Origin of the sequence: Streptomyces sp. NPDC058257 (genome assembly GCF_042881845.1) — a bacterium.
Taxonomy (GTDB): domain Bacteria; phylum Actinomycetota; class Actinomycetes; order Streptomycetales; family Streptomycetaceae; genus Streptomyces.
Map to the genome: position 1 here is coordinate 325,645 of NZ_JBHVXJ010000006.1, position 20,941 is coordinate 346,585.

The 20,941-nt window shown below is 68.1% G+C and carries 24 protein-coding genes and 4 pseudogenes; 16 read left to right on the forward strand and 12 right to left on the reverse strand.

The window, feature by feature from the left end; translation table 11 throughout:
* The first annotated feature begins 101 nt into the window (after positions 1–101).
* The 4 genes from ACFVXC_RS18205 to ACFVXC_RS18220 all read left to right on the forward strand — a co-directional run bounded on the left by ACFVXC_RS18205 (position 102) and on the right by ACFVXC_RS18220 (position 3,706).
* Entirely contained in the window at positions 102–827 is a 726-nt protein-coding gene (locus ACFVXC_RS18205; RefSeq protein WP_389906421.1) for an HAD family hydrolase, read from the forward strand.
* Between the two features lie 95 nt (positions 828–922).
* On the forward strand, positions 923–2,029 hold the full coding sequence (locus tag ACFVXC_RS18210; protein ID WP_389906422.1) for an NAD-dependent epimerase/dehydratase family protein: 1,107 nt from the start codon (positions 923–925) through the stop codon (positions 2,027–2,029).
* Positions 2,022–2,678: a D-glycero-alpha-D-manno-heptose-1,7-bisphosphate 7-phosphatase gene (locus tag ACFVXC_RS18215; RefSeq protein ID WP_389906423.1), complete on the forward strand. Its 657-nt coding sequence runs from the start codon at positions 2,022–2,024 to the stop codon at positions 2,676–2,678. Before ACFVXC_RS18210 ends, ACFVXC_RS18215 begins: the two co-directional genes overlap by 8 nt.
* Positions 2,675–3,706: a GDP-mannose 4,6-dehydratase gene (locus ACFVXC_RS18220; protein ID WP_389906424.1), complete on the forward strand. Its 1,032-nt coding sequence runs from the start codon at positions 2,675–2,677 to the stop codon at positions 3,704–3,706. The genes ACFVXC_RS18215 and ACFVXC_RS18220 overlap by 4 nt, the downstream gene beginning before the upstream one ends.
* Positions 3,707–3,985: 279 nt before the next feature.
* Here ACFVXC_RS18220 and ACFVXC_RS18225 read toward each other — a convergent pair whose 3' ends face one another.
* Complete coding sequence (locus ACFVXC_RS18225) at positions 3,986–5,275, reverse strand: MFS transporter (RefSeq protein ID WP_389906425.1); 1,290 nt, start codon at positions 5,273–5,275, stop codon at positions 3,986–3,988.
* 385 nt (positions 5,276–5,660) lie between these two features.
* Here ACFVXC_RS18225 and ACFVXC_RS18230 point away from each other — a divergent pair, with 385 nt between their 5' ends.
* On the forward strand, positions 5,661–6,026 hold the full coding sequence (locus ACFVXC_RS18230; protein WP_389906426.1) for a DoxX family protein: 366 nt from the start codon (positions 5,661–5,663) through the stop codon (positions 6,024–6,026).
* Between the two features lie 40 nt (positions 6,027–6,066).
* On the opposite strand, the gene ACFVXC_RS18235 is transcribed toward ACFVXC_RS18230, so the two are convergent.
* From ACFVXC_RS18235 to ACFVXC_RS18245, 3 genes are read right to left on the reverse strand one after another with little or no spacing between them, the layout of a single operon-like run.
* The gene (locus ACFVXC_RS18235) at positions 6,067–6,339 is read right to left on the reverse strand and encodes a hypothetical protein (protein ID WP_389906427.1); all 273 of its coding nucleotides are present in this window, start codon (positions 6,337–6,339) and stop codon (positions 6,067–6,069) included.
* 42 nt (positions 6,340–6,381) lie between these two features.
* Positions 6,382–6,528: a hypothetical protein gene (locus ACFVXC_RS18240; protein ID WP_389906428.1), complete on the reverse strand. Its 147-nt coding sequence runs from the start codon at positions 6,526–6,528 to the stop codon at positions 6,382–6,384.
* Positions 6,529–6,548: 20 nt separating this feature from the next.
* A complete protein-coding gene (locus tag ACFVXC_RS18245; protein ID WP_389906429.1) occupies positions 6,549–6,794 on the reverse strand; it encodes a hypothetical protein in 246 nt (81 codons plus the stop codon).
* Positions 6,795–7,002: 208 nt separating this feature from the next.
* Between ACFVXC_RS18245 and ACFVXC_RS18250 the strand changes: the two genes are divergently transcribed.
* Positions 7,003–8,262, forward strand: a complete 1,260-nt coding sequence (locus ACFVXC_RS18250) for a hypothetical protein (RefSeq protein WP_389906430.1) — start codon at positions 7,003–7,005, stop codon at positions 8,260–8,262.
* Between the two features lie 267 nt (positions 8,263–8,529).
* Here the strand turns inward: ACFVXC_RS18250 and ACFVXC_RS18255 are convergent, their stop codons facing one another.
* Positions 8,530–8,742, reverse strand: a complete 213-nt coding sequence (locus ACFVXC_RS18255; protein ID WP_389906431.1) for a hypothetical protein — start codon at positions 8,740–8,742, stop codon at positions 8,530–8,532.
* Between the two features lie 303 nt (positions 8,743–9,045).
* Between ACFVXC_RS18255 and ACFVXC_RS18260 the strand changes: the two genes are divergently transcribed.
* From ACFVXC_RS18260 to ACFVXC_RS18275, 4 genes are all read left to right on the forward strand, one after another.
* A complete protein-coding gene (locus tag ACFVXC_RS18260) occupies positions 9,046–9,489 on the forward strand; it encodes an Rrf2 family transcriptional regulator (RefSeq protein ID WP_389906432.1) in 444 nt (147 codons plus the stop codon).
* A gap of 195 nt (positions 9,490–9,684) precedes the next feature.
* Positions 9,685–10,926, forward strand: a complete 1,242-nt coding sequence (locus tag ACFVXC_RS18265; RefSeq protein WP_389906433.1) for an amidohydrolase family protein — start codon at positions 9,685–9,687, stop codon at positions 10,924–10,926.
* 436 nt (positions 10,927–11,362) lie between these two features.
* Entirely contained in the window at positions 11,363–11,536 is a 174-nt protein-coding gene (locus ACFVXC_RS18270) for a hypothetical protein (protein ID WP_389906434.1), read from the forward strand.
* Between the two features lie 210 nt (positions 11,537–11,746).
* Entirely contained in the window at positions 11,747–13,009 is a 1,263-nt protein-coding gene (locus ACFVXC_RS18275; RefSeq protein WP_389906478.1) for a CoA transferase, read from the forward strand.
* A gap of 163 nt (positions 13,010–13,172) precedes the next feature.
* On the opposite strand, the gene ACFVXC_RS18280 is transcribed toward ACFVXC_RS18275, so the two are convergent.
* The 3 genes and pseudogenes from ACFVXC_RS18280 to ACFVXC_RS18290 all read right to left on the reverse strand — a co-directional run.
* Complete coding sequence (locus ACFVXC_RS18280) at positions 13,173–13,337, reverse strand: transposase (RefSeq protein ID WP_389906435.1); 165 nt, start codon at positions 13,335–13,337, stop codon at positions 13,173–13,175.
* 120 nt (positions 13,338–13,457) lie between these two features.
* Entirely contained in the window at positions 13,458–13,859 is a 402-nt protein-coding gene (locus ACFVXC_RS18285) for a hypothetical protein (protein ID WP_389906436.1), read from the reverse strand.
* A 227-nt stretch (positions 13,860–14,086) separates the two neighbouring features.
* Positions 14,087–14,603: pseudogene (locus tag ACFVXC_RS18290) on the reverse strand (transposase); the annotation flags it as partial.
* Between the two features lie 26 nt (positions 14,604–14,629).
* Here ACFVXC_RS18290 and ACFVXC_RS18295 point away from each other — a divergent pair.
* Positions 14,630–15,007, forward strand: a pseudogene (locus tag ACFVXC_RS18295) (transposase); the annotation flags it as partial.
* A 117-nt stretch (positions 15,008–15,124) separates the two neighbouring features.
* Here ACFVXC_RS18295 and ACFVXC_RS18300 read toward each other — a convergent pair.
* Entirely contained in the window at positions 15,125–15,730 is a 606-nt protein-coding gene (locus tag ACFVXC_RS18300; RefSeq protein ID WP_389906437.1) for an SMI1/KNR4 family protein, read from the reverse strand.
* 73 nt (positions 15,731–15,803) lie between these two features.
* Here ACFVXC_RS18300 and ACFVXC_RS18305 point away from each other — a divergent pair, with 73 nt between their 5' ends.
* Positions 15,804–16,160 (forward strand): hypothetical protein, encoded by a 357-nt coding sequence (locus ACFVXC_RS18305; RefSeq protein ID WP_389906438.1) that lies wholly within the window; start codon positions 15,804–15,806, stop codon positions 16,158–16,160.
* 308 nt (positions 16,161–16,468) lie between these two features.
* Positions 16,469–16,939, forward strand: coding sequence for a hypothetical protein (locus tag ACFVXC_RS18310; RefSeq protein WP_389906439.1), 471 nt, complete (start codon positions 16,469–16,471; stop codon positions 16,937–16,939).
* A 280-nt stretch (positions 16,940–17,219) separates the two neighbouring features.
* Here the strand turns inward: ACFVXC_RS18310 and ACFVXC_RS18315 are convergent.
* A pseudogene (locus ACFVXC_RS18315) lies at positions 17,220–17,383 on the reverse strand (FAD-dependent oxidoreductase); the annotation flags it as partial.
* A gap of 277 nt (positions 17,384–17,660) precedes the next feature.
* Complete coding sequence (locus ACFVXC_RS18320) at positions 17,661–17,942, reverse strand: muconolactone Delta-isomerase (RefSeq protein WP_389906440.1); 282 nt, start codon at positions 17,940–17,942, stop codon at positions 17,661–17,663.
* 78 nt (positions 17,943–18,020) lie between these two features.
* On the opposite strand from ACFVXC_RS18320, the gene ACFVXC_RS18325 reads away from it, so the two are divergent.
* Positions 18,021–18,338, forward strand: a complete 318-nt coding sequence (locus tag ACFVXC_RS18325; protein WP_389906441.1) for an ArsR/SmtB family transcription factor — start codon at positions 18,021–18,023, stop codon at positions 18,336–18,338.
* 700 nt (positions 18,339–19,038) lie between these two features.
* On the opposite strand, the gene ACFVXC_RS18330 is transcribed toward ACFVXC_RS18325, so the two are convergent.
* Complete coding sequence (locus tag ACFVXC_RS18330) at positions 19,039–19,431, reverse strand: winged helix-turn-helix transcriptional regulator (RefSeq protein ID WP_389906442.1); 393 nt, start codon at positions 19,429–19,431, stop codon at positions 19,039–19,041.
* Between the two features lie 106 nt (positions 19,432–19,537).
* Here ACFVXC_RS18330 and ACFVXC_RS18335 point away from each other — a divergent pair, with 106 nt between their 5' ends.
* Positions 19,538–20,371 (forward strand): enoyl-CoA hydratase/isomerase family protein, encoded by an 834-nt coding sequence (locus ACFVXC_RS18335; RefSeq protein WP_389906443.1) that lies wholly within the window; start codon positions 19,538–19,540, stop codon positions 20,369–20,371.
* A gap of 285 nt (positions 20,372–20,656) precedes the next feature.
* Positions 20,657–20,900 (forward strand): annotated as a pseudogene (locus ACFVXC_RS18340) (transposase); the annotation flags it as partial.
* Between the last annotated feature and the right edge of the window lie 41 nt (positions 20,901–20,941).

Consider the following 20,941-nt stretch of genomic DNA (forward strand, 5'->3'; position numbering starts at 1 on the left):
GCCCCGGTGCCGCGGACGACCGCCGCCCCGCGCCCCGGCGGCGATCGCCCGCGGCCAGTTGGCCCGAGCCCTGCCCGGGGCCCACGCAGAGGGGAGTAACCATGAGCACCGCCCAGTCCCGTACCTTCGCCCGGCAGCCCGAGCCCGCCCGGCAGAGCACGCCCGCCCGAACTGGCACGCGCCCCCCGGCGCTGCTCCTGGACTCCGGGGGAGTGCTGATCCTGCTCGACGGAGAGGTGCTCGCCCACTACGGCAGACACCTCGGGCTGCGCCTCGACGCCATCACCGCACGGCACGCCGTATCTCTCGCCGCCCGCGACCAGGACCTGGAGGACGCGCCGGCCACCGGGCCGCGCCCCTTCGCCCACCTGTGGGCCGCACACGCCCACTGTCCGCCCGACGCCGCCGAAGCACTGTGGCGCACGGTGCGGCGTGAAGTGGACGACACGGTGCTGTGGAGCGTCGTCAACCCCGAGGCCGTGCCGTTCCTTGACGCGCTGTCGAGCCGCGTACAGCGCTACGTCGTCAGCAACGCCGACGGCCACGCACACGCCGAACTCGCCGGGGCAGGGCTGCTCGACCGCCTCGACGGCGTCCTGGACTCGTGTGCCGTCGGCATCGCCAAACCCGACCCGAGGATTTTCCGGATGGCCGCCGTCGCCCTGGGCCGCCCCCTGGAGCAGTGCCGCTACGTCGGCGACACCCTCGACGGCGCCCCGCGCCACCTTCCCTCCACGATCCTCTACGACCCCCTCGGTATCTACCCCGACGACGCGCGCTACGTCCGCATCCGGAAGCTTTCCCAACTCCTCGACACCGTCGACTAGTTCGCCCGTGGGTCAGGCCGCTCCCCATGGTGCGCCTGCCGATGAGCTATCCCACCCGCCACCCCACCAGCCACGGAAGGTAGGCCGGAACAGACATGAGCACACCAGAGGACACTCCCGGCGACACAGCGCAGGACACCCCTGGCGACACACCGCACGCCGTGGTCACCGGAGCCGCCGGGTTCATCGGATCGCACCTGGTGGCCAGACTGCTCTCCGCGGGCCACCGGGTGACCGCGGTGGACGTCGTTCCGTGGCCGTCGGCACACCGGCTGCGCGCCGCCGCCCCGCACCCGGGCCTGCGTTACCACGAGGCCGACCTGCGCGACACTCGCACCCTGCGGCAGCTCACCGAAGACGCACGCTGGGTCTTCCACCTGGGGGCCAACACCGAGAATCGCGCGGACCGGTCAGGCCGGGCCGACCTGGACACTACGGTCGCGGGCACCGTGGCACTCCTCGACGCCCTCACCGAACACCCGCCGCAGTGCGTGGTGATGACCTCCAGCCAGCTCGTCTACGGCGACCGGGCCGCGTACGACACGCCGCAGGCCGAGCGCCCGCCGCGTCCCACCACCCGATTCGGCGCGGGCAAAGCGGCCGCCGAGGCCTTTCTGAGCGCCGCCGCACACGAGACGGGTTTGCGCGCCGTGTCTGCCCGGCTCTCCAACATCGTGGGCGCGGGTATGCGGCGTGGCATCACCTACGACTTCGTCAGCCGACTGCGCGAGGACCCGGCCCAACTCACGGTCCTCGGCGACGGCAGCCAGACCCGCAGCTATCTGTACGCAACCGACTGCGCGTCCGCGATGACGACGCTCGCGGAAGCGTCCGGGGACGCGCGCTCCGCCGCCTGGGAGGCGTTCGAGCCGTTCGACGTGTGCAACACCGACGCCACCTCGGCCGCCGACGTCGCCCGTATCGCCGTCGCCGAATTCCCCGGTGCAGACGGGGAGATCACGTTCGGCGCCGGACAGCGCGGCTGGAGCGGAGACATCCCCACGCTGCGGGTGCGGCCGAGCCGACTCCTCGGCCTCGGCTGGCAGCCCCGCCTCACCTCGGCGCAGGCCGTGCGCAACACGGTGCGCGAACTCATCGCCGAGGGCCCGCCCGAGCCGCCCGCCTCATTGGCGCCGCCCGGCCCCGAGGCGCCGGTGCACCGGCACGGCTCCTCCGCCTCCCTCGGGCAGCATCATGGCTGACCCCCGACTGAACCCGACGGAGCGGACGCCACAGCTGCAGGCCGTCCTCCTCGACCGCGACGGCGTCCTCAACGTCAACCGTCCCGACTACGTGACCCGCGCCGAGCAGTGGCGGTGGCTGCCCGGCGCGCTCGACGCCTGCGCCCGACTGACCGGCCTGGGCCTGCGTCTGGCCGTCGTCACGAACCAAGCGGCCGTCGGCCACGGCCTGCTCACCGCGCATGAACTCGACCGCATCCACGACCGCATGGCCGCGGACCTGGCGGCGGTCGGCGTGCCACGCCCGGTGATCCTGCACTGCCCGCATCCGTCTGCGGTTGGCTGCTCCTGCCGCAAACCACGCCCGGGACTCCTCACCGGCGTGCTGGAACGGCTCCAGACACTCCCGGCCCGGGCGCTGCTCGTCGGAGATCACGACACCGACTTGATGGCGGCTGCGGCGGCGGGCTGTTGGTCGCTGCACGTACGCAGCGGCCGCGGCGGACCACCCGCCGCCCACCCCGGGTGCCTCGGCAGCGTGCCCGGACTCGCCGAGGCGGCAGAGCTGATCACGACGCTCACCGCGACGGACTGGCGGCGCTCCCCGCTGCCCCGCGCCGAGGGGCGGCACCCGGGCACCGCCCGGCCGAGGGAAGGGGCCCGACCATGAAACGCGCACTGATCACCGGTGTCACCGGCCAGGACGGCTCCTACCTCGCCCAGCACCTCCTGGAGTGCGGATACGAGGTGTGGGGGCTGCTGCGCGGCCAGGCCAACCCGCACCGCCGCCGCATCGAGCGGCTCGCCGCCGACCTGCGGTTCGTCGAGGGGGACCTGCTCGACCAGAGCAGTCTCGTCGCCGCCGTCGACCGCGTCCGGCCCGACGAGGTCTACAACCTCGCCGCGATCTCCTACGTCCCCATCTCGTGGCAGCAGTCCGAACTCACGGGCGAGGTCACGGGAATGGGCGTGCTGCGGATGCTCGAGGCCATCCGTATCGTCAGCGGCCTCGGCAGATCCGGTGTCGTCTCGCCTGGCACCATCCGCTTCTACCAGGCGTCGTCGTCCGAGATCTTCGGCAAGGTCTCCGAGGTGCCCCAGGACGAGAACACCGCGCCGTGGCCCCGCAGCCCGTACGGCGTCGCCAAGACGTACGGGCACCTCATCACCCGTAACTACCGTGAGTCCTTCGGTATGTTCGCCGCCTCCGGGATCCTCTTCAACCACGAATCCCCGCGGCGCGGCCGGGAGTTCGTGACCCGTAAGATCTCCCGGGCGGCAGCCCGGATCAGCCTGGGGCTCCAGCACGAGCTGCGCCTGGGCAACCTCGACGCAGTGCGGGACTGGGGCTTCGCGGGGGACTACGTACGCGCCATGCGCCTGATGCTCGCCCAGCCGGAGCCCGGCGACTACGTCGTGGGCACCGGGCACATGCACTCCGTGCGAGACGCGGTTCGCGTCGCCTTCGAGACGGTGGGCCTGGACTGGCAGGCGTATGTCGTCAGCGACACCCGCCTGACCCGCCCCGCCGAGGTGGATCTGCTGTGCGCCAACCCGAAGAAGGCCCGTACCGAACTGGGCTGGGAACCCGAGGTCGGCTTCGAGCAACTGATACGGATGATGGTCGAGGCCGACCTGGAACGAGCACGTGGCGAGTCACGCCGCTGTGCGGCGGCGGAGGACGTCCATGACTGGTGACCCCCGCCGGTGGCGATCCGCCGCTGTCCGGCCCGTTCCCGCTGAGCCTGCTGAGCGTGGCCCGTGCGCGGCCGACCTGCCATCGCGGCACGGCGCCCGCGCGGTGGTCATCGCGCCGGCCCCGTCCTCGTGGCCCGGCCGGCGCACATCACCGTCGAACGGGGGAGAGGGGAGCTGGGAGCCGCCATTGTGACCTCGCACGAGGGGGAGAGGACCTCCGCCCGGGGCGTTCATCGCCTTGCAGATCTTGCACGGCGGACACGGGTTCCAGGGCGCGTGTCACGCGTCCTGCACGGCCGGGCGATCCGGGCGGCTCTGCCCGATTCCCGTCAGTATCGCGGTCAGGGCGATGCACACCACGCTGACGCCGATTCCCAGGCACGTTGCGGTGACACCGACCCCAGCGGCCGCGGCCGTGACTGCGGCAGCCCCCAGCGGGCCGAGTGCGGAGTGGGTCGTCCAGAACGCGGCAGTAACTCTTCCCAGCAGATGACCGGGGGTCACCTCCTGGCGCAGCGACATGGAACAGGTGCCCGCGATGCTGGTGCCGAACAGTATGACGGCGGCCAGCAGGCCGACCACCAGGACGTTGTGTGACAGTCCCAGGCACAGAACGGCGGTTCCGCACAGTGTGAAGGCTCCGATCCAGCTGGCACCGAATCCGAGCCGCTGGTGCACTGGCGCGACGGCGAACGATGCCAGACAGGTGCCCAGCGTGCCGGCGCTCAGGACGAAGCCGACGGTGCTGTCCGGGTGCCCCAGGTCCTCTCGGACGAGGAATATGATGAGGTCGGTGAGCCCGTAGGTGAGGAAGGTCAGCAGCGAGAGCAGCACTGTCAACGGACGCAGCACGGGGTGGGCCCACAAGAACCGCACGCCGACGAGGAATTCGTCCCGCACACCCGCCCGGTCGCCCACGCTCCGTGCAGAGGCCTGCCGGGTCGGACGGATCGTCACGAAGAGAATGCCGATGGCGGAGAAGGCGAAGGTGGCGGAGTCGATGCCGATGGCCGCAGCCGGGCCGAGGGCAGAGGCGACGAAGCCCACCAACGCCGGGCCCCCGGCACTGGCGGCCGCGTACGTGCCGAACAGATGCCCGTTGGCTTTGGTGATCTGATCGGGCTCGACGATGGCCGGGACTACCGTCACATACGCCACCCTGAAGAGCATCATGAACACGCCTGCGGCCGGGACAACCGCGTAGAGCAGCCACATCGGCGTGGTGAAGAGCCAGACCAGCGGGATCAGAGCGAACAGCAGGCAACGCGCCCAGTCGGCCACCATGAGGAGCCGACGCCGGTCGACACGGTCCACGACCACCCCGGCGAACAACCCCGTGAGGATCGAGGCCACCCCGGTCAGGGCGGTGACCAGGCCCATCTGCACAACCGAACCCGTGCTGTGCAAGACCAGGAGCGGGATCGCCACGTAGGAGAAGGAATCACCGAGCGCCGAAAGGGTCTGAATACCCAAAAAAATCCGGTAGTTGCGATTGCCCCATAATCCGGGAGAAGCCTGATCTCGCTGGCCCGCCGTCGTTACGCTCCCACGCGCATCACGTGTAGACACGAATCACCCTTCTTCCGATGGCCGCTGGGATTAGATCACGGCAAGAACACCGTCCGGCCCTGAGTTCCGTGCGTGATCGTCCTTTCGGTACCGCGCAGGTGGGTCAGGTGCGCGTGGCCACGTAGGTGTTCCAGTCGCGGGCCGCTCGGCGGGTCCACCTGGCTGTTGTGGTGCTTCGCCCTGTTCGCCGCGGACTCTTCGCGCTCGGCGTCTTCCTCAGCTCCGAACCACTCGTCGGGCCGGCCGGTGACGGCGCCGACCCGGACGGGGTGCCCTCCTCCGCCACTGCGGCGAAGTACCGAAGCAGGCGCGTGTCCACGTCCATGCCACCAGGTCGTAGAAGCCGGTACTGGACGGTGCCGAAGCGCCCGCGGACCCTGAAGGCATGACCGGTACCCAGTTCGCATTCCTCGTCGTCACCTCGTTCACCGCCGCTGTCAACGTCGGCATCGCCGCAGCCGACCTCGCCGGGGCGCGCTTCGTGCTGGCCAACTCGGCGCAGGTGGGTGTGCCCCGATCCTGGCTGCCCTGGCTGGCCGCCCTCAAGCTGGCTGGTGCGGCGGGCCTCCTCCTCGGCCTCCTCGACACGGCACTACGCCCCCTCGGTGCCGCCGCGGCCTGCGGTCTCGTCGTGCTCTACCTAGGCGCCCTCACCTTCCATCTGCGCGCCCGCGTGCTCTACAACCTCGCGTTTCCTGGTTTCTACCTCGCCACGGCCGTCGCCTCGTTGGCCTTGGCCGTGTCCTCCTGATGGCAGCACCGCTCAACGTGACCTACGTTCTCCCTCGGGACTAGGGGAGCCCTTCGTATGGTTGGCCGGTCTTGATGGCGACCCACTGGCTCACGTAGTCGCATCGGTTGCCGTCGGCCGGAGGCATCCAGATCGAGGGGCCTGGCCGGACTCGCTGCGGTTGGAACTTCGCGGTGACGGCGATCAACGCCCGCTCGTCGCGGAGGTCGTTGGCGTAGGCCTGACGCTCCGCCGCGGTCCAGTCCTCGGCACCGCTGTCCCAGGCCTCTGCGAGGGAGGATGCGGTGGTCGGTGTCGAGCCCGGAGGGGCCATCGACGTACTGGTCGTCGTACTCGGAATACCAGCGGCTCCCGGTCAGCTCGCAGTTGCTCTGGGTGCCGCATCGGTTCTGACGGCGGGTGCGGCTTGGGCGGTGGCGACCGGGAGGGCGAGGGCGACGGGGGCGGTGAGCAGGGCGGCGGTGCGGGTGATGGCGGCGGCGCGACCTGGATAGATCACCACGGTGGCTGGGGAGTGACACGTCAACGTCCTCGGCCGCGAGGCCGTGGCGCTCGCCGTCCCCGCTGTTCTCTCCTGGCGCCGTTGGTACGGCCGATGAACGGCCCTGCCAAGCCTTGTGTGCATCCGGCGTTGTGCTGCGTGCGGCGCTGCCGGTAGGCGGTGCGGACTTTGCGGGCCACGGCGATGGCTGCGGCGGTCAGGAGAGCGGAGGAGACGTTGCCGGCGAGGTCGTGCAGGAGGAAGTCCTCCAGGTGGTCGAAGTGCATCAGTTGGTGGCGTCCCCTCGTGCTTGCGGATGGCTGACGTGACCACCGTTCCTGCAGGTCAGAGTGTTGCGGAAGGTTGCAACACGTACCTTTCCCCGACTTCTTTCCATGGCCGATTTTGTGTAATAGCTCCGGGTGGGAAGACTGGTACGCCTTCGAGGCAGCCTCGCGTCAACGGGGTGCGCGGGACCCAGGAGACGGGGGACGGGTGGACGCTGATGCCGCTGACGGCCGGTACCAGCGGGCGGGTGCTGCCTACGCCGAGGGCCTGCGTGCCGTCTACCAGCCGATTCCGGACTCCTTGCGGGCGTTCGCGCGCCGGACGGACGTGCCCTTCGACTACACGTCCGTGTCGCGTTTCCTGTCCGGCGACCGGGTGGCGCCCCCGCAGTTCATCGACTGCCTGGGCGTGGCACGGCGGGCCGTGGACGCGCCCCTGACCGAGGCCGAGCAGAGGCAGCTGCGCGCGTTATGGATTGCGGTGATGGAGGCGAGCAGCAATCCTCATCACCGTCTCGCCTTCCTGGAACATGAGCTGGGCGCCGTCCGCGAGCGACTGCTGGAGGCCGAAGCGCGGGCCGGTAGCGACCGTCGCCGCATCGAGACCTCACAGGCCCGCCTCCAGGCCCTCCGGGAAGAACTGGACGAAGCCCGTCGAACTGCTGCTCGCACAGAGGCACTTCACGAGGAGAACGCCTGGCTGCGACGTCAGCTCACCGCGGCCGCCGACTACGTCAAGAACACCGAGCGGCAGCTGGGGGAGAGCGAGCGCCGGAGTACGGGCCTGCGGGAGACTCTCGCCCCGCTGGAACATGAAGTCGCGGTGCTGCGCCGGCAGGTGGAGGCGCTGCATGCGGAAGCGCCAGCAGGATCTCCTGCTCTGGCAGGAGGCGCCCGGAATGCTACGGAGGCCGCCGAGGACACTGCGGGTGACGTGCTGGTGCTGACCCTCCCGAAGACGATCTCCCGCATCGCCTCCCACCGCTACACCCGATGGCAGCAGGGCATGCTGTGGACAGTCGGCGTGGGAGTCTGCGTGGTCCTGCCGATGTGGCTCAACAGTTCCTACGACTGGATGCCGGGAATGGACTACGCCAAGGGTGACCGGCCTTCGGAGCACAGTAAATGGTGCAACCTTGAGACGGGTTGTTCTCCGGCCTACTTGTCGTTGGAGATCCCATCGGGTGAGGCGATCAGTGCAACCTTCTGGCTCGATATCTCCGACGCAAGCCAGAAGCCTCGGGGGACCATCGACATCGATAGCGAAGACGGGTGCGCGGTATCCGCTGAGTGGACCGTCACTGCGGGCGGCAGCCGGGTTGTCTCCGCTACCACCATGGGCACCGAACCCGTGTCCGTCACCGGCACCGCACCAGCCCACAGCGGCCAGCTCACCTTCTCCGCCCAGCGCACCGACAGCAAGGACTGCCAGGCAACCCTCAACTGGTACGACGCACGCGTCGAATGAACGCCCTCAACGCAGTGGCTGCGCGGCGGTTTGCCCGAGCGCTACGCTCAAGTCGCGTACGCGGTTGCCCGTTGCCCGTTGCCCGTTGCCCGTTGCCCGGGCCCACGCCCCGTGTGTCCACTCATCGCAATCCGGGCTGTCTGCCCGTAGCAGGGGAGGCGGGGGCAGCGAGCCGAACCAGAAATCTTCCGGGGACACCGCTGTGATGCCCAGGGCGGTCAGCCCGGCATCGACGTCGGACAGCCAGTCGCCGCGGTGCGGGGTGAATCAGCTGTTGTCGAGGAACGAGCCGGTGAGGTCACACAGGCGCTGGTAGGCGTAGCCGTACTGGAAGGCGTGTCTCCACCAGGACGCCGCGGTGCGATTGCCGTAACGCGCCCCGTCTACTGGGGCGATCGTTCGCCGACGGGAGGGGCGAAACACCCGTGGATGCCGCCAGGTGCCGACGGGAGTGACGTCGCTTTCCTGGCTGACGGTCATGCAGGTTCCACGTAGACCCCGAGGCTTCAAAGTGCATGCCCAGGCTATGGTCGGCACTGCCGCAGTACATGCGTAGACCTCCCCCGGCGGCCGGAATGCCCCGCCCGCAGGCCGCGATGATCACGGCAGAGGCTCCGCCGCAGTAGATCCGGCAGTTACTGCGGCAGTCGAGCTTTCCAGTTCATCCCGTGGCCCCGTTTGGTCTCTTGCCCGAGTTATGCCCCGTTGAGGCAACTCGGTTGATCATCGATCAAACTGCAACTACTGTGGTTGCAGTCAACCGGCGACGGCAAGGAGTAGGAGATGGCGGGGCTCAGCAGTAGGAGCGCGGTTGCGATTCACGCGCTGGCGATGCTGGCGCACCGGCGTGGGGGCTCGTTGACTTCCGCGGAGATCGCGGACAGCCTTGAGAGCAATCCAGTCGTCGTGCGGCGTGTGCTCGGCCGCTTGCGAGACGCTGACCTGGTGTGGTCCGCCGAGGGTCGGGGAGGCGGCTGGTCCCTTGCTCGCGCCCCGCGGGACATCACGCTCTATGACGCGTACGCCGCCGCCGAGGAAGGGCAGATCTTCTCGCGGTACACCCATCCGCCCAGCGGGGCGTGCGAGGTCGGACGCAACATCGGTGACCTGCTCGACGCCGAGTTCCAGAGCGCGGAACGAGCCCTGGAGGAACAGCTCGGCAGGACGACCATCGCCGGCCTGCTGCATCAGATACTGGCCTCCGGCAACGAACCGAGGAATCACTGATCAGGCGCTGACGCATACCCACCCTGCGTCATGACGTACGACTTAACTGTAACTGGGTCGGTTACAGTTTTTCCAGCCCGGGCACTCCGGGCACTCCGGGCCCTCCTGACTCTCGACGTCAGCGGTCGGCCGCATGATCCGTCCGCGTGTACCGCGGCCCGAACACCTACTCAGAACGCACCGGGAGTGAGAGCGATGCCCCAGGAATCCGAAGCAATGGCGAGCACGGAGGCTCGTGGCCCCGCGACCTACGACCTCGTGATCAGTCGCGCACATGTCTTCGACGGCCGTCAGGCGCTCGCCGGTCTGTACGACGTCGCCATCAACGGCGGAGAGATCGCTTCCGTCTCGGCCGAGCCGCTCAGGGGCAGACAGGAGGTGGATGCGGCCGAAGGATGGGTCATGCCGGGCCTGATCGACACTCATATCCACTTCTACGACGTGCGCGCGGTCTCCGATCCGGATTCGATGCGGGCCTTCGAGGAGAATGAGCTTCCCGGAAGGCTCGGGCTGTTCCTCGACCACGGGATCACCACCATCAAGTCGGTGGGTGATCCGACGGGCGGAATTCTGGACACGCGGGCGAGAATCGCCGCGGGCGAGCTGCGGGGCCCGCGACTGCTGGCGACCGGTTGCGGTATCACCGGACGCGACGGGCATCCCGCCGCCACTGTCTTCAGCGGCAACCCCTGGGCGCGCGAGCGCTTCACGGGGGAGGTCGACAGCGTGCAGCAGATCCGCGACCTGGTGCACCACCTCGCTGACCGCAAGGTGGACGCGGTCAAACTCTTGTCGGAAGGCGCGTGCGCGCACGCTGGCGGGCCGAAGTACCGCTGGCAGAATCCTGCCTTTCCGGGTGGTGTCGAGTTGGAACGACTTCCCCTCGATTTCCTTCGGGCGGGTATCGAGACCGGGCACGAGCGGGGCCTTCGGGTCACCGTCCACACCACCCAGCAAGCCGCGGCACGCGAGGCGATCGAGGCTGGGGCGGACGGCCTGGAGCACGGTGTCACCGTCGAGCCCCTCACCGACCACTCGCTCATCGACCTGATGCTCGAACACGGCATCACCTACACGCCCACGCTCTGGATCGACGATGCCCACCCGGACGCCCGTGGCAATCTCAAGAAGGTCGCTGAGGCCGGCGTGCACATCGCGCTGGGCAGCGACACCTTCAGCGGACGGGGCCTGTTCGGAGCCAACACCCTGGACGAGGCCGAGCTCATGGTGGCGGCCGGGATGACGCCCACCCAGGTGCTGGCCGCAGGCACCAGCGGCGCGTCGCGGCAGTGTGTCCGCCCCGACCTCGGTGCGGTGGCCCCCGGCAAACGCGCCGACCTGCTCGTGCTGAACGCTGATCCCACTGCGGACATCGACAACCTTCGCGATCTGAGCATAGTGATCCTGAACGGCGGGGTCGTCGTCGACAAGCGCTAGGCGCACGCGTGGGCGGGACATCCTCCCGCCGCTTTCCCCCCGGGCGGAAACCACCCATGAAAACCTGGTTCATCACTGGCATCAGCAGCGGCCTCGGCCCGCCTGATGACGGAAAAGCTGCTCGCTACCGGCGATCGTGTCGCTGGCACACTTCGGGACCTCTCAACCGCCGACAACCTCAAGGCGCAACACGGCGACCGGCCGTGGCTCGCGGCTCTCGATCTGACACATACCGGCCAGATACGGCCGACGGCTGACGCGCCTGGGCCGCGATGGGCCACATCGACGTGGTCGTCAGCAACGCCGGCTACGGGCTGCTGGGCGCCGCCGAGGAGGTCGCTCGCCGACGGAGATGTACAGACGCCGGAGAGTCTGCGCGAACTGCTCCTGCGGAGGCCGCGCGCAGCCCTCCTCCGCCCGCAGTCTGCTGAGCTTGATGTCGACGGACGACGACCACGTCGCACACCTTCTTCTGGAGGACGTGGCCGATGAAGGCCGGGGGGAACTGGACGCCCTGCTGCGCCCTTTGGTCGATCAGGGTCTGCTCGTGACGGCCGGTGACGGCTACGCGTTCCGGCACGCGGATCCTTCAGGGCGCCAGCCAAGGTGAGGGTAGAACCACAACGGCCCGCTGGCAGCGTCATCCTGGGTTGCCCCGCACAATGAGCGGATGACGTACACCGAGGATGCCGCCACCACGCACGCCTGGGCAGCTCTGGGGGGCCGACGCCGACTGGTCCCGAGCGTGTCCTTCGAGGGAGCGGGCGCTGTTCTGCCGTCGCGTTTGCCGGTAAGGGAACTGGCGCGTGCCTGCGTGGGCGTGTCCTCGCTGGCGGCGGCGGAACTGCTGGCACTGCGCAACCGCGTGCCCGTGCCTGCGGTGCGGGTGAACGAGGCGGCGGTGGCCACCGCGTTCGTCAGTGAACGCCACCTGCGGATCGACGGCCGGGCCCCGACGTCCTTTGCTCCGCTGTCCGGGTTCTGGCGGACGGCCGACGGATGGGTGCGTACTCACGCCAACTACCCGCACCACCGTGCCCGGCTGCTCAGCGCACTGGGCATCGCGGGCACGGGGCATGACCAGGCGCTGGTGGGCATGCTCGCGAAGGAACTGGCATCACGTCCGGCCCGGGAGGTCCAGGAGACCGTCTATGCGGCGGGCGGCCTGGCCGTGGCCGTGGCTTCCGCGCCCGCTGCGGCCGGACCCCCTGCGGCCGCACCCGATGCGGCCGGACCCGCTCTGGTCGAGACGCGGAGCGTGGGTCAGAGCAGCCCCCGGCTGCTGGCACCCGCACCCGTGCCGGCCCAAGGGGTGCGGGTCCTGGACCTGACCCGCGTCATCGCCGGCCCCGTCGCCACACGCACACTGGCGCTGCTGGGCGCCGACGTGCTGCGTGTGGACGCCCCGCAGCTCCCCGAAGACGCGGATGCCCACGCCGACACCGGACTGGGCAAACGCTCCGCACTGTTGGATCTCACCAGCCCTGGCGACCGGCAGACCTTCGAGGGTCTCCTCAGCGAGGCAGACGTCGTGGTGACCGGCTACCGCCCCGGCGCCCTGGACCGGCACGGACTGGCCCCCGACGCGCTCCTGGCTCGGCATCCCGGCCTGATCGTCGCCCAACTGAGCGCCTGGGGCTGGTCCGGCCCGTGGGCCGAGCGTCGCGGCTTCGACAGCCTGGTCCAAGCCGGTAGCGGTATCGCCGCAATCGAGGCCACGGCCGACGGCCGCCCCGGTGTACTGCCCGCGCAGGCGCTGGACCACGGAACCGGGTACCTGCTCGCCGCCGCCGTCCTACGTGCACTGAGCGACCGCCAGGCCACCGGCGGCGGGCGGCATCTTCGCCTCTCCCTGGCCGGCACGGCCTCCTGGCTGCTGCACGACATCCTGGCCACCTCCGCCCAGGGCGAAGCCGACCTCTACGACCCCGGATCCTGGCTCACCGAGACCGGATCGCCCTACGGTCTGCTGCGTCATGCCCTGCCCCCGGTCCACTATGACGGCGCACCCGCGAACTGGAACCGTGCACCGACCCAGTGGGGTACCGATTTGCCGAACTGGGACTGTGTTGCCGGGTGTTGACGGGCGGGGTCGTCCGTGGCGGTCAGCTCAGCACCGTCACTGGTGCGGGCACTGGGGCCCGAGCGGCGGGCGTAGTAGGCGGCACGGGAGACCTTCAGCGGCTCGCACACGCGTTTGACGCTGTGGCCTGCCTGCTTCTCCGCCTCGATGAACGGGCGCACCGTCATCGGGTCTCCTTCGCGAAGAAAGCCGTGGCCCGTTTGAGGACCTCCATCGGGTCGAAGTCCTTGGCGACCTGGCCGATCGAGCGGTCGCTACGGCGGCACAGCTCAACGATCTCGGCCTTGAACTCCGGCGTGAACGAACGGCGAGCACGAACAGCGAGCACGACGAGGCTTCTTCCCCATGCTCTCCATGATGGACATCCTCCCGGGGACGAACCCCTGATCTCGGATGTCCGCCAAACCGGAGCAAGCTCAGGAGTACCCCCGGGGTGTTCCGGCCTCGGTCAGACCTCGACCGGATCGTCCTCGCCGGTCACGACCCGACCGATCTCGACCATCCTGACGAGGCGGCCGTCGTCACCGAGGCGACCGACGAGATGGGACTCACCCTTGGTAACAACCCCGTCCTTGCCGGTCATGTGGACCACCACGCGTGCCGCGAGGAGTTCGCGCAGCCCACGGCCGTCCCGAACCTCGTCGATGACGGTGATCGTGCCATGCGCGATGGCCGCACGCAGCTCTAGTACGTGGCGGATGTAGCCCTCGACATCCGACTCCTTCCCGTTGAGCCGGAGTGTGGCCGCCGGGTCGACGAGAGCACGTACTTCCCGGACGAGTGTCTCATCGTCGGCCTGGAAGGTGAGTTCACCGAGCCGGGTGAGTGGGTGTTTGAGTTCTGAACTCACGTGCGATTCCCTCCTTGGTCAGTGGCGACGAGACGCCACCCATGGCTACGCGCAGCCAAGTCCTGGCCGCCCGGAGGCACAGACTACGTGTGCTTTCCTTCGACCAAGCGGGCTGGGCCGGTCTATGCCGGCAGCGACGGGATGCGAGCAACCGAGTCGGTCCCGTCCGGTCGTGCCATCGGCCATCGGCCATCGGCCGTCGGCTCCGCGTTTCCGTTCAGTTGGTGAGTCGGCACTGTGCGGAACCGCTTGAGGCGGTTGAAGCGGCGTTCGACCACGTTGCGGTTCTTGTAGAGCTCGCGGTCGAAGGCCGGCGGTCTGCCGCCGGCCTTGCCTCGCCGCAGGCGGTTGGCCTTCTGGTCGGCCCGCTCGGGGATCACGGCCTGGATCCCGCGCTTGCGCAGGCCCTGGCGGATGGCCCGGGACGAGTACGCCTTGTCTGCGATGACCGCATCAGGTCTGCAGCGAGGTCGCCCGGCACCGGGCCGGGGTACCCGCAGCTTGTTCAAGACCGGCGGACCCAGGTGCCTCCGCCTCCCAGCGAGCGAACCGCTCGTAAGCCGTCTGCCACGGCCCATTGCGTTCCGGCAGGTCACGCCACGGAGCACCGGTCCGCAACCGCCACAGCACCCCATTGATCACCTGCCGATGATCACGCCATGGACGACCCCGCCCGTCAACGCCCGGCAACAGCGGCGCTGTCCGCTCCCACGCCGCATCCGTCAACTCACCACGACCCACCACAAGATCAATTATCAGACAGCTCCTAGGACCGGTCGGTGATCGACTCCTCCCACATGCGGGCCGCTCGACGGGGCTCAAAAGCGGGCCCAGCCCCGTCGACCGCGCACGGCCGGGCAGCAAGCACCACCTCATCGTCGACGGCCGGGGCATCCCGCTCGCGGCGACCCTGACCGGCGGTAATCGCAACGATGCCACCCGACCTCTGCCCCTGCCCCAACCTCTGCCCCTGCTCGACAAGATCCCGGCAGTGGCGGGCCGGGGTCGGCAGACCGCGCCGACGACCTGACGCGATTCTCGCCGACCGCGGCTACGACCACGACAAGTACCGCCGCCTGCTCTGGCAGCGCGGCATCCGCCCCGTGATCGAGCTCTACAAGCACCGCAACGTCGTGGAACGGCGCTTCAACCGCTTAAGCGATGGCACGGCATCGCCAGCCGCTACGACAAGACCATCGAGTCCTATGACGCCGATGTCACCCTCGCATCACTCCTGATGCGGGCGTGACCTCTGGCGACGGAACCTAGGCCAAGTCCTCGTACTCGGATTGAAACAGCGCCGAGAAGCTGGGGTACTCCGTCAGGGTGCCGTACTTCGGGGCGAAATCGTAGGCGGCCCACTCGCCGTCCGGTCCGACGTCGGTCGGATCGAGCAACCAGAAGTCTTCTCCCCGGGCGATCTCGAGGGATCGGCGAAACAGCTGCACATACTCCTCGTTGTCGGGTATCGACTCGTAGACCGCGGTCACGCTGCTGCCGGCATCGCCATCCCGCATCCATGAGACGCGGCCGCACGGATGAACACCGTCCACCCAGGCATCCAGGAGCGTCCACCCGTCGCTCGCCAGAAAGAACCCCCTTAGGCTCGGCGGGAACCGCACCCCGAGCCGCTCCTCGGACGCCACCAGAGCCTCTTTCCGAGCCGGTGCTTCACCCAACCACACATCAACCCGACCCTCCCGATCCAGCAGGTCCAGCTGATCTTCATCCAGCAGATCGACCAACTCGTCGCCGTCGGCACAGTTCTTCAAGTACCGCTCGCCGTACCGCTCCAGAAAGCCACGCCACTCCTGCGGTGAGGTCAGAACAGCGTCAACTACACCCTCGTCAGAACCAGTTGTTTCACTCATACCGCCTATGCTGCCAGCCGGCCATGACGGAGTCGCCGCTACCTGGTTCCTCGGCTACCGGAGGGCGCCCGAGATGGCGCCCCTGGCAGGTGAGGAAGTCATCTGTCTCACGCTGAACCACCACGATGCCCCAGCTCTGATCCTTCACACGCCGGGCGATGGGCAGACCCGGCAGGCAGAGTTCCAAGAGACCGCCGGGTGGTCGCCGGCGCTGGACGCCGCACTACGCGCGGCGGGCGCGGTAATCCCCTCCCCGTACGACGGCTCCGATACCACTGAGGAAGAGGCACAGCTGTACATCGAGGAGCATCACGAAGAGCTCTCCCCAGCCGTGTTCGCTGCTGTCGGACAGTACTGCGGTCTCAGGATCGACCGTGCCGCGGTCGCGGCTGGCCTGCTCCCGTTGGTCATGCGGTTGTCGAGCCAGTAGGCATCCTTGTTCATGACCCGCATGCCCGTCATGAACGAGCTGAAGTTCGAGCCCATGGACTCCTGGTTGGGATACCGGAGGTGGACGAACGGGTAGGTCTGGAGCTCGTGTACGCGGTGCAGGGGAAGGTGCAGCCGACGCGGACACGAACTTGCGCCAGCCGGGCGGTACACGGTGGCAGGCTCTGGCGCCGACCGCGACTTGCTGCTCGGTGGGGCTGACAGCACGGCAGGGGCGCCGTCAGTAGCGGCGGCCCTGGCCGATACGATCCCCCATCAGAGTCGAGAAGATCACGGGGAAACGTCGCCATGTCGGAAGCCATATCTGTGCAACAGCGGTCTGCCCTGAGTCAGTTGGCGCCAGGTGAGCAGCTGCTCGCCTCCGGAATCGTCGTGCCGGTGAAGAGCGCTGAAGGTGTCAAAGTCAAGCACGGCAAGCTCGGCGGGATGCTCGGTGACCACCTGATGCACCGGTACGGCGCCCAGTCCGGCGGTGCGCAGAGCATCGCGGCGGCCATGCCGTCCACGTCCGGCGCGCTGCTGATGCGGGTGACGGACCAGCGGGTCGGCCTTGTACGGCACCTGGACGGTACCCCCGTCTGGGAAATCCCCCGCACCTGGGTCGCCCAAGTGGAGAGCCGCCCCCGCCTCCAGCTCATGGCTCGTTTCCGAGTCCACTACGCGGACGGCACCTGGCTCGCCTTCCTCACCGCGCGCCGCCGCACCATCGAGGCATTCACCACCGCGCTGAACAACTACGACAGCACCGACGGCAGCTGAGCCAGATCCGCGTAGATCCTGCGCTCCGACAGCACAGCGCCGGACCATTCACGCGTTGAGGCGGGCCCGCAGCACCTCAGCATGGTCCGCCGTGGCCCGTTCCAGGAAGTGGGACGGTTTTTGGCGTACTGGCCTCCAGGCCGTTCACCCCCCGGCTGGTAGACCACAAGGCTCATCCAGGTCACAGGAAGTCGAGTCCAGCCCGAGCGTCGGCAGGCAAGCGGCATTGGCGTCGTCGTCAGCCGCGATAGCTGCGGGCGCCTGGTTGTCCTGTCTCGGGAGCCCGCTCCACCACGGTCACCTCAGCCCCCGCCGACGCAGCCAGTGAGCCAGCGCGGGTCCCGCGATGCTCGCCCCCGCCACCAACACCCTGGGGCCGCTCACCCGCGTCCCCTGCCCGCCCGTCCGGATCGCGTGGCCCTGGTCGGAGTCGTCGACGCTCATCACATCCTCCATCTGCTTCCTCCCGCGCTGGAACGTCCCCAGCACAGGCCCACCCCTGCCGGTATATCCAGCCGTATCGACCACGGATCCGCACCAAACTCATCGGTCACGGCAGGCATCGATGAGAAATGCCAACCCCGATGAGACTCCATGAATCCAGACTGGTGTAAACCAGCCGGTCAGCCAGGGCGTGTATGGAGTTGTGCCGCCCGGCCCGTTCTCCGTCAGGAGCGACCGGCGCCGGGGTCGATGCGGACGCCCAGCCGGTGCGGGCGGGTCAGCGTTGCCGGATCATGGGGTGCGTGGCCAGGGCGGTGACCTCGATGTCGGCGTACGGCCAGATCGGCAGGCTGGTCAGAGCCTCTTCCAGCGTGTCGGCGTCGACGGCAGACCATATGCCGACGTTGCCGCGCCGGCCCGGGATCCGCCAGAACTGCTGGATCACTCCCTCGTCCAGCAGTTCACGGCCCCGCTCCCGTTCCCGGCGGATGAGATCGTCGCGTTCGTCGGTGGGCAGCGTGTAGACGCGGGAACCGTCGACCTGCACGAGAAACTCCATGGGGACCTCCTTGATCGATGTGACGCCAGGAAGGATACATCGAACAATGTAGAACTTCGAAATAGTAGTCTTGCCCCCATGCCGAAGAGTCCGCATCACCCCGACCTCGGGGACGTTCAACTTGCAAGGCTGCTCTCTGCCCTGGGGGATCCGGCCCGGCTCGCGATCGTCGCCGTACTGGCGGACCACGCCGAGCACCAGCGTGAGGACTTTTCCGTGAGCCTCGGGCCATCCACGGTGAGCCACCACATGCGGATCCTGCGAGAAGCGGGTCTGACTCTCCACCGCTTCGAGGGCACCCGCTGCTTCGTCTCGCTGCGGGAGGACACCCTCGACCGCTTCTCCGCGGCGCTGACGGGCATCCTTGAGTCCCTCGACACCGTCGACACGCATTAATGTGTGGGGTTGTGATCTCGTCGGTCCCCGACCTGGGGGGGGGAGGCTCTCAGTTTTCGGATGCCGAGTGGGAGTTCATCTCCCCGTTCCTGCCGGTCGGTGAGTACGGGCCGTACCCGGAGAACCCGCGGGCGCGGGTTCGGCAGTGGCGGGGTACTGGGGTGTTCACCCCGGTGTTCCAGGGGACGAACGCCGAGGCGGTGAAGCGAGGTCTGCCTGATCTGAGCGTAGATGGGGCGCCAGGGTGAGGGGTAGCCGGTGCGCGGTCGCGCGCATGCCTAGGACCGCACGTGATCTGACGCTGGAACACTTCCGATGGGTCGGCGGGCACGCCGATGTGTGGGCGATCTTCCGGGACGCCAAGGCGCTGGCCGCAGTGGTCGCAGGTCTGGTGGAACCGTTCCGGGATGAGGGGGTCACAGCAGTCTGCGGGATCGAGTCGCGGGGATTCCTGCTGGGCGCTGGGCGGTGCCGCGGCGGTCGAGCTCGGCATCGGATTCGTTCCTGTCCGGAAGGGTGAAGGTCTCTTCCCGGGTGACAAAGTGGTGCGCCAGTCGGCTCCCGATTACCGGCGCATTCGGCACACGCTGCGCCTCCAGCGCTCCGCGCAGGTGGGCAAGAAAGCCGACACAGGCCAGCTGACCCCTGCTCGTCCATGCCACTGCGATCCACCTGCATATCGACATCATTGAGCAGGCGGTTAAGCGTCAGCCCTGGTGTCGTAAGCCCGTCGGCAGTTCTGGATCTCTGCGCTGTGCTCGACGGTCCAGTCGTAGAGCAGACCGAACGGCTCGCGCAGGGACTCGCCCAGGGGTGTGAGCGAGTACTCGACGCCGACCGGTGAGGTCGGCAGCACCGTGCGCTGAATCATGCCGTTGCGCTCGAGACGGCGCAGTGTCTGGGTGAGGACACGTTGCGTGATGCCCTCCAGACCTCGCTTCAGTTCATTGAACCGGGTGGGCCGCTCCAGCAGCGCCATCACCATCATCGACCACTTGTCCGCTATCTGGTCGAGGATCGGTCGGCTGGGGCAGTCCGCCCGGAAAACCGTCCGTGTTTCGGCGTCAACGCCGTGCAGATCGGTGTCCTTCATGATCCTAGGTGCTCCCAAAGTGCGTTCTTGACCGTCTGGGCGCCGTCGTCGACGGTAGGTATGCATTGCAAACCTACATGCCCAGCGGTAACCAAGGGAGAACCTCATGACGAATGATGCCTACTCGACCCTGCGCGTGAGCAGCGAACACGGCGTCGCCCGGATCGTCCTCGACAATCCCCCGGTGAACGCGCTCGGAACGACGATGATGCGTGAGCTGCGGACGGTGCTGACGGGTCTCAAGGACGATTCTTCCGTCCGCGTGATCGTCTTCTCGAGCGCCGACCCGGAATTCTTCATTGCTCACGTGGACATGCACGTCGGGGAAGAGATGGACATCCTCCAGGAACTCGCCGCATCCGCGCCAGCAGACGTCAACGTGTTCCAGGCGATCGGTGAGCTGATCCGCCACCAGCCCCAGGTGACCATCGTGAAGCTCGTCGGGAAGGCCCGCGGAGGCGGGGCGGAATTCGTGGCCGCAGCGGATATGACATTCGCCGCCATCGAGACCGCTGGACTCGGTCAGATCGAAGCGCTGATGGGCATCATCCCCGGCGGAGGCGGAACGCAGTACCTCCGGGACCGCGTGGGTCGCAACCGCGCACTGGAGGTGGTCCTCACCGCCGACTTGTTCGATGCCGAGACCGCAGTGTCCTACGGCTGGATCAACCGGGCCCTGCCAGCCGACGGGCTCGACGAGCACGTCGACCGTATCGCTCGTAACATCGCCGCGCTGCCCGACGGTGTCATCGAAGCAGCCAAGCACTCGCTGCCCGCCGATGACTTCAAGGAGGGACTCCTCCGTGAGAACGATGCTTGGGCTTCTACGTTCAGCCTGCCGACCGCTCAGCACCTGATCAGCGGGGGCCTCCAGGGCGGGGCACAAACACCGGCTGGCGAACGCGACCTTGAGGGACTGATGCGCAGCGTCGCGCGCTGATTGCCGGACGGGCGCATGACACCTCGCCGAACGGCCCCACAGCCGTCCTGTGCGGCCATCAAGGCATCAAGGCATCAAGCCATTGAGCTTCGGATTCGGGTTCGGAAACACGCACCGTAGGACGCACCGCCCAGACCCCGGTGACGTCGGGTGGATCTCACCAGGTGTTCGAGTGCTGGGAGCCGTGACTCCTTTTACGAGCCGGGCTTGTGAGCCTTCGCTTACTGGTTCTAACAAAAGCGGTTGATCATGTGACTGTTGGTGTGTCTGCGCGCTCGTCTGGTTGTGACGGAACGTCAGTCGCGGCCGTGGATCGTGTCGGATGAACTGTGGTCGCTCATCAAGCCGTTGCTGCCCGAACCTGGACCGAAGCTGGTGCAGGGCAGACCTCTGGGTGCCGGACCGGCAGGCCCTGTGCGGCATCTTGTTCGTGCTGCACACCGGCATCCAATGGCAATACCTGCCCCAGGAGTTGGGCTTCGGCTCGGGAATGACCTGCTGGCGACATCCACGAAGCATTCCTCAAAATCGCCGTCTGCTTGATCACACACCGCCACGTACAACGCCTTC